This is a genomic window from Pseudoalteromonas sp. N1230-9, from assembly GCF_032716425.1.
GTDB lineage: Bacteria > Pseudomonadota > Gammaproteobacteria > Enterobacterales > Alteromonadaceae > Pseudoalteromonas.
Window position 1 is genome coordinate 2904334 of the sequence record NZ_CP090419.1, and the last position, 15688, is coordinate 2920021.

17 protein-coding genes are annotated in these 15688 nt (G+C 42.0%); 4 read left to right on the forward strand and 13 right to left on the reverse strand.

All coding sequences use genetic code 11. The features are described from left to right. Positions 1 to 72 precede the first annotated feature (72 nt). A complete protein-coding gene (locus LY624_RS13495) occupies positions 73 to 2181 on the forward strand; it encodes a TonB-dependent siderophore receptor (protein WP_341803199.1) in 2109 nt (702 codons plus the stop codon). A 443-nt stretch (positions 2182 to 2624) separates the two neighbouring features. On the opposite strand, the gene recA is transcribed toward LY624_RS13495, so the two are convergent. After that, on the reverse strand, positions 2625 to 3671 hold the full coding sequence (gene recA / locus LY624_RS13500) for a recombinase RecA (RefSeq protein ID WP_130149545.1): 1047 nt from the start codon (positions 3669 to 3671) through the stop codon (positions 2625 to 2627). A 58-nt stretch (positions 3672 to 3729) separates the two neighbouring features. Further along, positions 3730 to 4227, reverse strand: coding sequence for a CinA family protein (locus LY624_RS13505; RefSeq protein ID WP_341803200.1), 498 nt, complete (start codon positions 4225 to 4227; stop codon positions 3730 to 3732). A gap of 21 nt (positions 4228 to 4248) precedes the next feature. Here LY624_RS13505 and mutS point away from each other — a divergent pair, with 21 nt between their 5' ends. Further along, entirely contained in the window at positions 4249 to 6819 is a 2571-nt protein-coding gene (mutS, locus tag LY624_RS13510; protein WP_341803201.1) for a DNA mismatch repair protein MutS, read from the forward strand. Positions 6820 to 6913: 94 nt separating this feature from the next. Here mutS and rpoS read toward each other — a convergent pair whose 3' ends face one another. From rpoS to LY624_RS13565, 11 genes are read right to left on the reverse strand one after another with little or no spacing between them, the layout of a single operon-like run. Continuing rightward, on the reverse strand, positions 6914 to 7897 hold the full coding sequence (gene rpoS, locus LY624_RS13515) for an RNA polymerase sigma factor RpoS (protein ID WP_062568801.1): 984 nt from the start codon (positions 7895 to 7897) through the stop codon (positions 6914 to 6916). A 57-nt stretch (positions 7898 to 7954) separates the two neighbouring features. Further along, a complete protein-coding gene (locus tag LY624_RS13520; protein ID WP_341803202.1) occupies positions 7955 to 8779 on the reverse strand; it encodes a peptidoglycan DD-metalloendopeptidase family protein in 825 nt (274 codons plus the stop codon). 41 nt (positions 8780 to 8820) lie between these two features. Continuing rightward, a complete protein-coding gene (locus tag LY624_RS13525) occupies positions 8821 to 9399 on the reverse strand; it encodes a YqaA family protein (RefSeq protein ID WP_062568799.1) in 579 nt (192 codons plus the stop codon). Between the two features lie 11 nt (positions 9400 to 9410). Continuing rightward, positions 9411 to 10049, reverse strand: a complete 639-nt coding sequence (locus tag LY624_RS13530) for a protein-L-isoaspartate(D-aspartate) O-methyltransferase (RefSeq protein WP_062568831.1) — start codon at positions 10047 to 10049, stop codon at positions 9411 to 9413. Continuing rightward, positions 10039 to 10803, reverse strand: a complete 765-nt coding sequence (surE, locus tag LY624_RS13535) for a 5'/3'-nucleotidase SurE (RefSeq protein ID WP_130149540.1) — start codon at positions 10801 to 10803, stop codon at positions 10039 to 10041. The genes LY624_RS13530 and surE overlap by 11 nt, the downstream gene beginning before the upstream one ends. Then, the gene (truD, locus tag LY624_RS13540) at positions 10804 to 11832 is read right to left on the reverse strand and encodes a tRNA pseudouridine(13) synthase TruD (protein WP_341803203.1); all 1029 of its coding nucleotides are present in this window, start codon (positions 11830 to 11832) and stop codon (positions 10804 to 10806) included. Then, positions 11829 to 12311 (reverse strand): 2-C-methyl-D-erythritol 2,4-cyclodiphosphate synthase, encoded by a 483-nt coding sequence (ispF, locus tag LY624_RS13545; RefSeq protein ID WP_062568796.1) that lies wholly within the window; start codon positions 12309 to 12311, stop codon positions 11829 to 11831. The genes truD and ispF overlap by 4 nt, the downstream gene beginning before the upstream one ends. Then, a complete protein-coding gene (gene ispD, locus LY624_RS13550; RefSeq protein ID WP_341803204.1) occupies positions 12308 to 13009 on the reverse strand; it encodes a 2-C-methyl-D-erythritol 4-phosphate cytidylyltransferase in 702 nt (233 codons plus the stop codon). The genes ispF and ispD overlap by 4 nt, the downstream gene beginning before the upstream one ends. Beyond that, a complete protein-coding gene (ftsB, locus tag LY624_RS13555) occupies positions 12999 to 13289 on the reverse strand; it encodes a cell division protein FtsB (RefSeq protein ID WP_237119906.1) in 291 nt (96 codons plus the stop codon). The genes ispD and ftsB overlap by 11 nt, the downstream gene beginning before the upstream one ends. Before the next feature lie 22 nt (positions 13290 to 13311). Then, positions 13312 to 13944 (reverse strand): hypothetical protein, encoded by a 633-nt coding sequence (locus LY624_RS13560; protein WP_341803205.1) that lies wholly within the window; start codon positions 13942 to 13944, stop codon positions 13312 to 13314. Positions 13945 to 14003: 59 nt separating this feature from the next. Next, the gene (locus LY624_RS13565) at positions 14004 to 14486 is read right to left on the reverse strand and encodes a DUF2947 domain-containing protein (protein ID WP_237119908.1); all 483 of its coding nucleotides are present in this window, start codon (positions 14484 to 14486) and stop codon (positions 14004 to 14006) included. Positions 14487 to 14547: 61 nt separating this feature from the next. On the opposite strand from LY624_RS13565, the gene LY624_RS13570 reads away from it, so the two are divergent. Both LY624_RS13570 and LY624_RS13575 read left to right on the forward strand, forming a co-directional pair. Further along, positions 14548 to 14787 carry a DUF1653 domain-containing protein gene (locus LY624_RS13570; RefSeq protein ID WP_341803206.1) on the forward strand — a complete coding sequence of 80 codons (240 nt, stop codon included), beginning with the start codon at positions 14548 to 14550 and terminating at the stop codon, positions 14785 to 14787. 52 nt (positions 14788 to 14839) lie between these two features. Continuing rightward, positions 14840 to 15688, forward strand: a complete 849-nt coding sequence (locus LY624_RS13575; RefSeq protein WP_341803207.1) for an AAA family ATPase — start codon at positions 14840 to 14842, stop codon at positions 15686 to 15688.

Genomic DNA, 15688 nt, shown 5'->3' on the forward strand with positions numbered 1-15688 from the left:
TTGCAAACCATTTTCATTTAGATTACATTACGCATTAATTTACAATCTGAATTGAACTATTTGGGAATTTGCATGTCATCAACTAAATTTTTGCGCCTTTCACAATTGAGCTTAGTGACTTCAGCACTATTAAGTGGTCACGCTTTCGCTGCACAAGAAAAAGAACAACCTATTGAAAAAATAGCTGTTTATGGTCAGCACCATAAAAACTACATCACTGAAGAAGCGCAATCTGCAACAAAACTTGGGCTAACAATAAAAGAAACTCCCCAGTCTATCTCTGTTGTATCTCGTGCATTAATGAATGACTTTTCACTTGATGATCTGAACTCAGTTCTTGAAAGTACACCAGGTGTCACTGTTGAGCAAATTGAAACTGATCGTACCTACTTTAAAGCACGTGGTTTTGAGATAACAAACTTTCAGGTTAACGGCATGGGTATGCCACAAGACAACGGCTCTATCCAGGGAACTTTAGATACTTCAATTTTCGATAGCGTTGAAATTGTCCGCGGCGCCAATGGTTTAATGACAGGTGCAGGTAACCCGTCTGCAACTGTTAATATGGTTTTAAAACGCCCAACTTATCAAACACAAGTCAATGCATCTGTATCGTACGGCTCTTGGGATAGCAAACGCTTAGAGCTTGATGCATCAACTGCACTAAATGAAAATCACGCTGTGCGTGCTGTATTTACCAAACATAAAGCAGAGTCTTATCTTGACCGCTATGAGCAAGATAAAACAATTTACTACCTTGCTTACGAAGGCCAATTGACAGATAGCACGGTAGTAACAGCTAACTATGTTAACCAGAAAAAAGATGCAGATAGCCCATTATGGGGTGCACTCCCTCTTTATTATAGCGATGGCTCAGCAACTAACTTTGATGAATCAACCAGTACAGCATCTGACTGGTCTTACTGGAACAACACAACAGAGCAGTTGTTCTTATCAATTGAACAAGCAATTACGAATACTTGGTTCTTAAAAGCAAGCTATGCCCACTTAGAAAATGAGCAAGATTCAGAGCTTTTTTATGTCTATAAAACACCTGATAGAGAAACAGGTTTAGGCTTAATTGGTTACGCAAGCGAGTATGACCATAAAGATAAGCACGATATTTTAGATATCTATGCAACAGGTAAGTTTAATTTATTTGGCATGGAGCACGACCTATCGTTTGGTGTAAATCAAGCGGATATGGATAACGATGATATGTCTCTTTATGATAATGAAAATGGCTTCCCTCGCATGCCTGAACTAGGGGGTTGGGATGGCACAGCACCCACACCGACATTTGATGATGGTTTAACAGGTGCTGATATTACAAGCCGTCAGCGTTCTGCTTATATTTCTACACGAATTCGTGCCACAGACTCACTGAGTTTCTTAGCGGGTGTTAGCCATGTAAACTGGGAAACTGAGGGCGAGTCATATGGAAAAGCGAAAGATAAAGACAGTGATCAAACTGTACCTTATTACGGTGTAGTGTATGACATTAACGAACGTTTCTCTACATATGCAAGCTACACAGAAACTTTTGTACCACAAACAGAGCGTGATATTAACGGAGATTACCTAGATCCAATCACAGGTAAAAGCAGCGAAATCGGCTTGAAAGCACAATTACTTGATGACAACTTATTCGTCACCTTTGCGTATTTCGATGCTAAGCAAGAAGGCCTAGCTATCGCTGTTCCTGGTTCTCAACCAGATGACACACGCTACTATGGTGCAGATGGTATCAATAGTGACGGTTTTGAAATAGAAATGAGTGGCCGACTCAGCGACACGCTTAGTGCTAGCTTTAGCTATAGTAACTTAAATATCGATGGTGATGAATTAGTAAAAGATTACACACCAGAGAATCAAGTTAAACTTGCTTTAACCCAGAAAGTACCTCAAATAGATGGCCTAACCTTTGGTTTAAATTACCAATGGCAGGATGACACGCAACGTGTGCAACCGACACAACCTTCAGGTGTGGTGCCGGTTACAAAACAAGATGCCTATGGCTTACTAAACCTGATGGCAACCTATGACATTAATGATAATGTGAGTGTTAACTTTAATATCAACAACGTAACCAATGAGAAATACCTTCACAGCTTGTTCTGGGAGCAAGGTTACTACGGTGCACCACGCGGTTATGCTATGTCATTAAACTGGCAGCTATAATCTAACTTTAGCGTTTTTAATAATCCTATTAAACGCGCTATAAAATCGCAGCTACGCTCCCGTAGCTGCGGGTTTACCCCGCGACAACCCAAAAAAGCCCAAGCTAAAGCGCGATACAAAATCGCGACTACGCCATCTTGTAGCAGCGGGTTTACCTCGCAACAATCCAAACACAACTAAACCTTAAGCGCGATACAAAGTCGCGACTACGCCACCTTGTAGCAGCGGGTTAACCCCGCGACAACCCAAAAGTAACTCAAGCTAAAGCGAGATATAAAATCGCAACTACGCCACCTTGTAGCAGAGGGTAACCCCGCGACCAATCAAATAAACAACACGCGACCACAGACTATTTCAACCATAAAAAAACCGCTACACAGGGTAGCGGCTTTCTTTTGTTAAGTGCGGGTCAAATCACGCTTAACGATACTCTTTAAAACGATTTATAGCTCATCTTCTGCGATTAAGCCTGCATCTTCACCATCTTCTGGTTGTACAGTGGCTTGCAGTAATAGCATCTCGCGTAGTTTGCCTTCGATTTCATCTGCGATCTCAGGGTTATCTTTTAAGAACTTAATTGAGTTAGCTTTACCTTGGCCGACTTTATTACCATTATAGCTGTACCAAGCACCTGACTTTTCAACAAGTTTATGCTTAACACCTAAATCAATTAGCTCGCCATGTTTAGAGATACCTTCACCGTACATAATGATGAATTCAGCCTGTTTAAATGGCGGCGCAACTTTATTCTTAACGATTTTCACGCGGGTTTCATTACCAACAACTTCGTCACCTTCTTTCACTGAACCGATGCGACGAATATCTAAACGTACTGAAGCGTAAAACTTAAGTGCATTACCACCCGTAGTTGTTTCTGGGTTACCAAACATAACACCAATTTTCATACGGATTTGGTTGATGAAAATACACAGTGTATTTGAGCGTTTAATATTACCCGTTAACTTACGAAGTGCTTGCGACATTAAGCGAGCTTGTAAGCCCATGTGTGAATCACCCATGTCGCCTTCAATTTCAGCTTTTGGTGTCAGTGCAGCAACCGAGTCAACAATCACTACATCTACAGCACTTGAACGTACTAACATGTCACAAATTTCTAATGCTTGTTCACCCGTATCTGGTTGAGAAACAAGTAACTCATCAATGTTTACACCTAGTTTTTGTGCGTATACAGGATCAAGTGCATGCTCAGCATCAACGAACGCACATGTTTTACCTTGCTTTTGAGCTTGAGCGATAACTTGTAAAGTAAGCGTTGTTTTACCTGATGATTCAGGACCATATACTTCAACGATACGGCCTGTCGGTAAACCACCTATACCTAACGCAATATCAATACCAAGTGAACCTGTCGAGATAGCTTCAATATCAAGGGCTTTATTATCACCCAATTTCATAATTGAACCTTTACCAAATTGACGTTCAATTTGTGATAAAGCAGCGTCCAACGCTTTTTGTTTGTTATCGTTCATTCTGTTCTCCAAATCCGGCTAATGCAGACAGTATACTGTATGAAATCACAGTATCAAGCTAATTTTCTGATTTTATCAATTCAATTACTTTTTCTATAGCATAAACAATAGCTTGCTCTCTAACATTTGCTCTATTCCCAGAAAAAACCTGCTTGCTCGAATAGTTTTTCCCTGCAAAATGAATACAAAACCACACTAATCCCACGGGCTTATCCAGTGTTGCACCTCCAGGGCCTGCAATGCCAGAAACAGCAATCGCAATATCAGCTTTTGCTGCTTTTGCAGCTCCCGGTGCCATTTCAAGGACCGTTTGTTCACTTACGGCACCGTAGGTGTTTAATGTTTGCTCGTTAACACCAAGTAGTTCATGCTTTGCCTGATTGCTGTAGGTAACAAAAGCACGGTCAATATAATTAGAACTTCCAGGCGTATCTGTAAGCGCATAACTCACCCCCCCACCCGTACATGATTCAGCGGTAGTGATCCATAAGCGTTTATCCGTTAAAATAGCTCCTAATTTCGCAGCAAGTGTTTTAATCTCTTGATGTAATTCCATATTCAGCCTTTGGGTAAGTACATGTCGTTTGATCTTTATGCACCGCACACTATAAAACAACAAACCCCTATGATGCAGCAGTATCTTAAAATAAAAGCAGAGCATCGAGATATTTTGTTGTTTTATCGAATGGGTGACTTTTATGAACTGTTTTTTGATGATGCCAAACGTGCCGCACAATTACTTGATATTTCTCAAACTCACCGCGGCAAAGCCGGTGGTGCTCCAATCCCAATGGCCGGTGTCCCTTATCACGCTGTAGAAAACTACCTAGCCCGCTTAGTGCAAATGGGCGAATCCGTTGCTATTTGTGAACAAATAGGCGACCCTGCGACAAGTAAAGGCCCTGTAGAGCGCAAAGTTGTGCGCATTGTTACGCCTGGCACAATTTCTGATGAAGCCTTACTGCAAGAACGTCAAGACAACTTATTAACGAGTGTGTGGCAAAGCAACAAGGGTGTTTACGGAATAGCTTACCTTGATATCAATTCAGGGCGCTTTAATATTCTTGAAGTCAATACTGATGAAGCATTTAGCTCAACATTACAACGTTTAGCGCCTGCTGAGCTGCTTTATAGTGAAACATTTGCAAATGTACACCTAATTGAGCATATAAAAGGCGCGCGTCGACGCCCTGAGTGGGAATTTGATTTAGATACTGCCCAACACTTATTGTGCGACCAATTTGGTACTAAGGATTTAGTAGGGTTTGGAGTCGATAAAGCTCATAACGCACTCATTGCTGCTGGGTGTTTAATGCAATATGTTAAGGATACTCAGCGCATTGCCCTGCCCCATATTCGTGCCATTACTCTTGAACAAAATGAGCACGCAGTGATCCTCGACGCTGCAACTCGTAAAAATTTAGAGCTCACGGTGAATCTTTCTGGCGGCTACGAAAACACCCTCGCGCAAGTGCTTGATAGAACAGCAACAGCAATGGGTTCTCGCTTACTAAAACGCCGTATTCACACTCCAGTGCGCAGCAAAACTGAGCTTAACTCTCGTCTCAATGCGATAAGTGCGATTATTGATGCACAACTATGCGGTGAGCTACAAGAGTCATTAAAGCAAATTGGTGATATTGAACGTGTTATTGCTCGCTTAGCACTTTGCACTGCAAGACCCCGTGATTTAACGCGCTTGCGCAGCGCTTTGCAAGCTTTGGCACCACTGCACGAACTACTAATGGATGCCAACAATCCACGTATTAGTCAGATCATCGCAAACTCGCAACAATTGCCTGAACTGCAGGATTTACTAGAACGTGCTGTTATAGAAACTCCGCCTGTACTTATTCGTGATGGTGGCGTTATTGCCCCAGGTTATAATAGTGAACTTGATGAATGGCGTGCACTGAGCCAAGGTGCGACTGATATTCTTGAAAAACTTGAAGAGCGTGAACGTGAACGCACAGGTATTAGTACGCTTAAAATTGGCTATAACAAAGTACATGGTTTTTTTATTGAAGTTAGCCGTGCCAATTCACATTTAGTGCCTGCGGATTATATTCGTCGCCAAACGCTTAAAAACAATGAACGTTACATCATTCCAGAGCTAAAGGAGCACGAAGATAAAGTACTGGGTAGCCAATCAAAAGCATTAGCCCTTGAAAAGCAACTTTACGAGCAGTTATTTGAATTTATTGCCCCGCATATCGAGCAGCTACAAACCATGGCTGCTGTGTTAGCTGATTTAGATGTATTAAATAACTTAGCAGAACGTGCACAAGCACTTAATTACGCTAAACCAACACTTTGCGATAACGACAATATTAGCATTAAGCAAGGCCGCCACCCTGTTGTTGAGCAGGTCATGAAAGACCCGTTTATTGCCAACCCAGTAGAGCTCAATAATGACCGTAAAATGCTAATCATTACTGGTCCAAATATGGGTGGTAAATCAACTTACATGCGCCAAACCGCGCTTATCGTACTAATGGCACATATAGGCTCTTACGTACCGGCAGATAGCGCCGAAATCGGTAACATTGACCGTATATTCACACGTATTGGCGCAAGTGATGATCTGGCATCTGGGCGCTCGACCTTTATGGTTGAGATGACAGAAACAGCCACAATTTTGAATAATGCTACCGCACAATCGTTGGTGCTGATGGATGAAATTGGTCGTGGTACGTCAACCTATGATGGCTTGTCACTCGCTTATGCTACTGCAGACTATTTAGCCTCAAAGATTGCAGCTAAAACCCTATTTGCAACTCATTACTTTGAATTAACAGAACTTGCTGAACAGCAACAAGGACTGGTTAATGTGCATTTAGATGCCATTGAGCACAACGACACCATTGCCTTTATGCACACAGTACTTGAAGGGGCTGCAAGTAAGAGCTTTGGCTTGCAAGTTGCTGCACTTGCCGGTGTGCCAAAAGCGGTGATTCAACAAGCAAAACAAAAGCTAAAAATGCTCGAAAATCATCAGCCGGTCACAGCTCCTGTGCAGCAACAGCAAGCACTGGCTTTTGATAATGAGCCATCAGAGCTTGAATTAACTTTACAGCAGCTTGATCCTGACAGCCTCACACCAAGGCAAGCACATCAGCTGTTATATCAGTTAAAAGATTTACTTTAATTACACAATAAAAAAGCTGACGTTACGTCAGCTTTTTTGTGTGTTCTGAACCCGTAGGTTCTATACCCTTGATCAGGTATGCATTGTTGTCAAATTAAGTGAATTGGTCGAACAGGCTATCAGTGCTTAAACCTTCGTGTTGCAAAATATCTTTTAAGCGACGTAATGCTTCCACTTGAATTTGTCTTACACGCTCACGTGTTAAGCCAATTTCACGACCAACATCTTCAAGCGTTGATGGTTCGTAGCCAAGCAAACCAAAGCGGCGTGCTAATACTTCACGTTGTTTTGGGTTTAATTCACCAAGCCAATCAACTATATGCTTGTTGATATCATTATTTTGTACTTCGCCCTCAGGGCCAGAGCCTTTTTCGTCAGCAATAATATCGAGTAAGGCTTTATCGTTCTCACCACCAATTGGTGTATCAACTGAGGTGATTTTTTCGTTTAGACGCAGCATTTTTGTTACGTCTTCAACAGGTTTATCTAAACACTCTGCAATTTCTTCTGCTGTTGGTTCATGGTCTAGCTTTTGCGTTAATTCTCGTGCGGTTCTTAAATAAACGTTCAGCTCTTTAACAACATGAATTGGTAAGCGAATAGTACGGGTTTGATTCATGATGGCACGTTCAATAGTTTGACGAATCCACCAGGTTGCGTAAGTTGAAAAACGGAAACCACGTTCTGGGTCAAATTTTTCAACGGCTCGGATAAGACCAAGATTACCTTCTTCTATTAGATCAAGTAATGCAAGGCCACGATTGTTATAGCGACGAGCAATTTTCACCACTAAGCGTAAGTTACTTTCGATCATTCGTTTACGAGAGGCTTCACAGCCTTTCAACGCCTTACGAGCAAAGTATACTTCTTCTTCTGCACTGAGCAGAGGAGAGAAACCAATTTCACCGAGATATAGTTGCGTTGCATCTAAATTCTTGGCGACTTCATCCTTTGCAAAAATATCTTCTTCGTTATCCACTTCCTCTAGTAAATCAGAAGATTCTTCTTCGACTACTGTATCGTCAAATTTATCGTCAATCGTTTCTGTTGTTTTCTCAAGTTTTGCTGTGTGACCCATAAGCGTCCTCCCGAGCAAATATGTGATTGAGCTAAATCACTTTATCAATACCCGTGGCTAAGGTAGATATTTAGCAGGGTTGACTGCTTTTCCTCGATAACGAATTTCAAATCTCAAAGCCGTTACTGAAGAGTCGGAACTGCCAATTTCTGCTATTTTCTGACCCGCCTTTACTTCCTGTTTTTCCTTTACGAGCAACTTGGAGTTGTGTGCGTAAGCACTTAGGTAATCATCATTATGTTTCAAAATAATTAAATTACCGTATCCCCTTAATGCGTTGCCAGCATAAACCACCGTTCCGTGTGCAGCAGCTAAAACAGATGCCCCTTTTTTATTAGCGATTTGTAAACCTTTATAACCATTTTCTTTAGTAGAAAAACGGCGAGTGACCTTACCTTGAGCGGGCCAACTCCATATTACTTTCGTACTAGATTTACTACTTCTTACACTAACTTTTTTGTTGGCTTGTTTTTGAACATACTCTCGTTGTTTTGGCTGATCAAGCTCTTTTTTTAATTTTTTGTTATCTTTTTGTTTCGAAACAGTAGACTTTTTACTCCATTTCGTATATTTTTTCGTCTTTTTTGGTTTTTCCGCTGCTTTTTTGAGCAAAATGCGTTGTCCAGGGTAAATTGTATAAGGTGCTGGAATACGGTTTATTTTTGCCAGAGAACGGAAATCTTTCTGAGCGCTAAACGCAATTGAGTACAACGTATCGCCTTTTTGTACTCGATAACTTGAACCCGTGATAATCACTTTACGGGTAGTGAGATTAATTTGATTATCTAAACTACTGACCGGCGCGGGCGCATTGCGAGAGGAGCAACCAAAGAGCAAAATATTAAGAAACAAAGCAACATAGACTGTTAAATGCTTTCTCACCGTAAAATGCTCCTTGAAATGCTAATTAAAGGTTTTAAGTGCTATCGTAATAAAAAGTATGCAACCACAACTAAAATAACTAAACCCCAGCCAAGTGCTTCAACATATTGACGTAATTTTTGCTCCATTTTAACCCCACCCCATTTCATTAAAGCGGAAACCAAGAAGAATCGTGCACCACGACCAATGGCTGAGGCAATTAAAAAGGGCAAAAAGGCCATCTGCATTAAACCAGCTCCTATCGTAAATACCTTATAGGGGATAGGCGAAAATCCAGCGATAAATACAACCCAAACTCCATAGGTTTCAAACCAACTAAGTGCTAAGTCAAACTTTGCTTGCCAACCCATTTGAGCAATAAAAGGCTCTACAACAGGCTCAAATAGCCAATAACCTAAAAGATAACCTAAAACACCACCAATGACAGACGCAATGGTAGTAAAGCTTGCAAAACGCCATGCTTTGCTTGGTTGTGCAAGCGACATTGGCGCCAGCATGACATCGGGTGGCACCGGAAAAAAAACAGATTCGGCAAAGCTCATCCCTGCTAAATAGCGCTCTGCGTGGCGGTGCTTCGCCCACACAAGTGCCATATCATATAACTTAGTAAATAACTTCAAAGTATGACGTCCTATTCAATGTCACCAGGTACCAAAGGTACAAATCGTACTGGTGCAACTACATGTTCACTAAATGTATCGCCATTTCTGACAACCATCATTAATTGCTGGTCTTGCTCGCCCACAGGGGCAATCATGACTCCGCCATCAGCTAACTGTGCTAATAACCCTTTTGGCATTGTTGCAGCCGCAGCTGTCACAATGATGCCTGAAAATGGTGCTTGAGACTGCCAACCTTGCCAGCCGTCACCATGTTTCATTGTTACATTATATAAATCGAGTTTGTGTAAACGCCGTTTTGCTTGCCATTGCAGTGCTTTAATTCGCTCAACAGAGCAAACTTTGCTAAATGTTTTGGCAAGTATTGCTGTTTGATAACCAGAGCCAGTGCCTATTTCAAGCACTTTGTCTTTAACGCCAGCCAAACGTAATAGCTCGGTCATCCGTGCAACAATATACGGTTGTGAGATAGTCTGCCCTTGGCCAATGGGTAATGCGGTATTCTGATACGCTTTGTGCTGCAATACATCATCAACAAATAAGTGTCTGGGTGTTGTTGCTATTGCTTCAAGTACGATAGAGTCCTCTACCCCTTCTCGCTTTAATAATTCAGCCAACGCTAATGCACTGCGATTATAATTAGTCAGCACTATTAATCTCCATATTTGCCAACCAGCTATCAACTGCTTGCAAGCTTTCTTTCGCTGTCATATCAACACTTAATGGTGTCACCGATGCATAACCATTGTTGATGGCATAAAAGTCAGTGCCTTCACCTGCATCGCTTTCAGCGCCTAGCGTGCCATACCAATATATATCACGGCCCCAAGGGTCTTGCTGCTTAGTCATGGTTTCAGCTTTATGGCGAGAACCCAAACGCGTCACCTTCACACCTTTTAATTCTGTTAGAGGAATATCGGGAACGTTCAGATTAATTATTTGATCTTTTGGTAATGGATGAGAAGCCAGCTCTTTAATAATGCTCACGGCAACGGCCGCTGCTGTTTCAAAATGGTTGCCTTCTTTAGAACATAACGAAACAGCAATGGCTGGTAATCCTAAATGACGTCCTTCAGTTGCTGCTGCTACCGTACCAGAATAAAGCGTATCATCACCTAAATTAGCACCATGATTAATACCAGCTACAACTAAGTCAGGCAGCTCGTCAGTGAGCTCATTTACACCTAAATGAACACAATCTGTCGGTGTGCCATTAATCGAAATAAACCCATTATCTAATGTAGTCGCTCGTAATGGATTCATTAATGTGAGTGAATTACTTGCGCCACTGCAATTGCGATCAGGCGCAACTAACGTTACCTCTGCGATTTGAATCAAAGCTTGGTGCAAAACTGCAATCCCTTTAGCATTGACCCCATCATCATTACTTAATAAGATTTTCATTTACGCATCCTTTTGTTTTTGTTCTCTCGGGCTTGCATCTTGATAGTCCACCAGCTCCCGTAACAGAGCGGTTGCAAAACAGCCTTTAGGTAGACCAAAGCTGAGCTTCAATGTGCTCTCATCTATGGTTTCTACTGCTAATGAATCAGGTATTAAGCGTAACATTCTACGCTCATTCTTTAGACCTAATTCAGCAAGTCCATCAATCCACGACTGATAAGGTGTAAGCCATTTTTTTTCAGTCTCGGTCAGGCCTTTTTCACCTTTACCTACCATAGGCGCCGACATGACAATATCACCAGACGCTAAGCGTGCAATATTGTCATCGCTTATGTTGTCTTCAAAAAAGGCATTACTGCCGCTAAGCATAAACACTTCGCGATGCATTGTTTTAGCAAGGCCATGCTCAGCAACACGCATACTCACTATTTCGTTAAACACATAAGAACGCGCAGCTGAAATCACTAAGCCACGCAGTTTTTTATCGCGAATGCGCTCTCCCGCAAACATTCGTTTAGCCATCTCAAGGTTATGACCGCCATGACCAAAGCGCTGCTCACCAAAATAATTAGGTACGCCTGCACGCACAGCATTGATACGACACAAAATATCCAGCGGCTCAGTCACATTACGTAACGTAATAGTAAAGCGATTGCCTTTATGACAGCCGGTTCTGAGCTTACGGTTATGGCGCTGTTGCGATATTACAAAAAACTGTTCGTTATTCAGTTCACTAAATTCTATGTGCTTTTTAATTGGTACTGGCACGCTAAACCACTGGGTACAAACACCGTGGCGATCTTTTAGACCCGCATAGCTTACATCGCGCGGTGATACACCTGCTTTTTCGGCAATGCGTTTAGCAATAAACTGAGTATTTTCGCCTTTTTTTACAACCTGTAAGCAAACATGTTCACCAGAACCTGTAAACTCAATACCCAAGTCTTCATCAACCATAAAATCTTCAGCAAACGTTTTAAAGTCAGCCTTAGAAAGAGGTTTACCGTAAAGGTAGTTTAACTCGCTCATGAATTGTGTTTACTCATAATAACGACTGCGTGGCTTGAGATGCCCTCTTTGCGTCCTTCAAAACCTAACTTTTCGGTGGTTGTCGCTTTCACGTTAACCTGTGAAATGTCAGCCTCTAAATCTGCGGCTAAGTTTTCACGCATTGCTTGTATATGTGGCAGCATTTTTGGCGCTTGTGCAACAATCGTAACATCGGCATTGCCAAGTACGTACCCCTGCTGTTTAGCAAGCCCAACCACATGGCGTAATAAAATACGACTGTCGATGTTTTCGTATTCACTGGCTGTATCAGGAAAGTGCTTACCAATGTCACCCATAGCCAAAGAACCTAATATCGCATCACACAATGCATGAATAGCCACATCACCGTCTGAATGTGCTAAGAACCCTTGTGGGTAATCAATTTTTTCACCACAAATAACCAGCGGGCCTTCGCCGCCAAATTTATGAACATCGAAGCCATGGCCAATTCGAATCATGGGGTACTCTCATTTTGTTGTTTATTTAGTAGGAACTCAGCTAAATCTAAGTCTTCTGGCGTGGTGATCTTAATATTGTCACTACGACCTAGCACCAATTTAACAGGCTGCTTAGCCCACTCCATTGCAGATGCTTCATCCGTGATGGTTACACCATTTTTAAGCGCATTTGTAAGGGCATCTGTCAGCGCTTGATAAGGGAAGAACTGGGGGGTAAGTGCCTGCCATAAATCATCACGCGGCACTGTTTGCTTACAATGCGTCTCACCACGCTTTATGGTGTCCTTTACTTTAGAGGCTAAAATACCGCCTTCATTCGTAGCAACACAGTCTGCAATTAAGCGCTCGATATCAGTTAAACATACCAGCGGCCTTGCAGCATCATGCACCAAAACCCAATCAGGAGGATTATCAGCAAGTGATAACAAGGCATTCAACACTGAGTCAGCGCGCTCTTTCCCCCCCGTTACTCGCTCTATACGGTTATCCATGTGCGGTAAATCAGCAAAATAGCCGTCACCATCGCTGATTGCGACTTTAATAGTGCGAAGGAGGTTAAGTTCAGCAAGCTTGCTAAGGGTATGTTCTAAAATCGTTTTGCCAGCAAGTTCAATATATTGCTTAGGCGTGGAATGTTGCATGCGGCTACCAACCCCTGCGGCAGGGACGATAGCGGTAATTATTTGCTTATCTTTCATTATTTTGTTGTCTAGGTAACACTCGAATAAATGTTTCACCTGGTTTAATCATTCCTAACTCATTCCTTGCACGTTCTTCAATTCCCTCTTGGCCGAGCTTTAAATCTTTTATATCAGCTTTAAGTACTTTATTTCGCTTCAAAAGCTTGGCATTGGTATCTTGATGAGACGTAACCGCTTGCTTAAGGCGAGTGTAATCCTGTACCCCATTATGGCCAAACCATAAACGGTACTGAATAAATAGCGCCAAACATAACAAGGCGAATTGAAAAACCCGCATTGAACACTCCTTCGCGGTTAAATTAAGTCTTTGGGCGCTTTAGGTTGCGCCAATTTATATTGCTTGCTAATAGCATTTCTCTTAAAGATAAACGCTTAGGTGTTACTCGTTTATTAAACTGCCATTGGTGACCACAGCACGCCGCTATCATTATCGTTTTTGAAGGCTTTAATAATTGAGCGTGCGTGTCTTCCAATGACTCACCCGAATGATTAAACCAGCCAAGCTCATTGCAATGTACCTTATTGTCGCTTACTTGATCTAAGCTGTCTATGCGAACTGTGGTACATTGACCGTCATTAATTAACACGGGAACAATTAACCCGCGCTTAGCGTATTGACTAAAAAAACGCGCTGACTCATTTTTACTATGCACAGGAGGCTGCGTTTTTTGCTTCTCGAGCCAACTACCATTTTGTGAATCAAGTTGTAGAGGCGCATCCCCACTCACAATTCGTATAGCAAGCCGTTCAATATAAAAAGGTAAACTGGCTAATAATCGTCTTAATCTTGCCGCATCTGGCTCTTCAACTAAACGTGGAATTTCACGCGCATAAAAAGCATTACACAACTGAGCATACAAAGCCCGCTCGGCATCAGTTTGCCAAATTTCGGCTTGTTGTAACGATTTGCTCTGAGAGTTTGAAGTTGACAATGCGCGCTCTTATAAAACAATTGCTTGACTGTTTTATAGCATAGAGCGTTAATTGAGCGCTACTTTACTGCGCCTTTTTTACCCAGTTTGGCATTACCTGACTCTAAAAACTGCACAACAGCATCGCGTTTTTTGCCCATTAACAAACTGCCATCAGCTAAAAACATAAAGTTTTGCCAACAACGTTTAAAGACAGCAAAACTAGTTTCGATGATATTGTCGCGTGCCATGCAAAAATACACTGTCGTGTTTGCTTCCCAATCAAGGTGCGCCAAAATAGCCTCGGGGAGTTGCTCTTCGCCGGCTTCCCATGCGTTTTCCCAATTAAGTGTCTCGATAAAGCTCTCTTCTTTGCCGCACCAATCTGTTTTATCAAAAAAATCTGGGTGGTCATGCTCGCGGCTGACCATGGTAGTCCAAAGCACTGCAGCGCGTTCACTTGTCATTGGCTTAATTTGCAGTGCATCATCTGCGCTGATAGGCATGTCTTTATGGCGAAAAACCCATGCTTTCTTGTATTCATCTAACGAAATATAATTCATAGTGTTGGCGATTTATTTAGCATTAAAAAGTGCAAAACGTAATTATACAAGAGATCAAAACATGACTACAGCAATAAAACCTCATCCTCTCAAATCAGGTATATATCAACACTACAAAGGCCCAAAATACAAAGTTGAGTATGTTGCCACCCACAGTGAAACCGAAGAGCAACTTGTTATTTACCAAGCACTGTATGGTGAGTTTAGTATGTGGGCACGCCCACTTAGTATGTTTTTAGAAACCGTTGAAATCGATGGCAAAACTGTGCCGCGTTTTGCATACCTTTCAGACACAGAATAACTATGGCATCATAACGTTATTAATCTCTGCTCAGACCAGATAAGGTGACATCGTGCTTTTTAATTCAACCGATAACTACATTGCAAGTTCTGCATTAAAACAAGCCGTTAACGCGGCCATATTGCTCGAAAAACCGCTGTTGATAAAAGGCGAGCCAGGCACGGGTAAAACCATGCTGGCCGAGGAGCTTGCAAAAAGCTTAGACACCCCCCTCATTCAATGGCACATCAAATCAACCACCAAAGCGCAGCAAGGCCTTTATGAGTATGATGCGGTATCACGTCTACGCGACAGTCAGTTAGGCGATGAACGAGTTCACGATATCGGCAATTACATTGTTAAAGGAAAACTATGGCAAGCCTTTACCTATGGTGAGCAACATAATAAACGCCCAGTGCTACTGATTGATGAAATCGATAAAGCCGATATCGAATTTCCCAACGACTTGTTATTAGAGCTCGATAAAATGGAGTTTCATGTTTATGAAACCGGTGAGCGCGTTATTGCTAAGCAACGTCCGATTGTGATCATCACGTCGAATAACGAAAAAGAGCTACCAGATGCTTTTTTACGTCGTTGTTTTTTCCACTACATTGATTTTCCGAGTAGTGAAGAAATGGCGCAAATTATCGATGTGCATCACCCGCATGTTAAACAAGACCTAGTACGCCAAGCACTTGAGGTGTTCTTTAATCTACGTGAAGTTAATGGCATTAAGAAAAAACCATCAACAAGTGAATTACTTGATTGGTTAAAATTGCTGATGGCTGAAGATATTGACGCTAAAACACTGCACGACAAGAGCCAAAAAGGTGGCCTAATGCCCATGTTTGGCGCGCTATTAAAGAACGAGCAAGACATTAGCTTAATCGAAAAACTTGCGTTTATGAGCCGCCGTTAA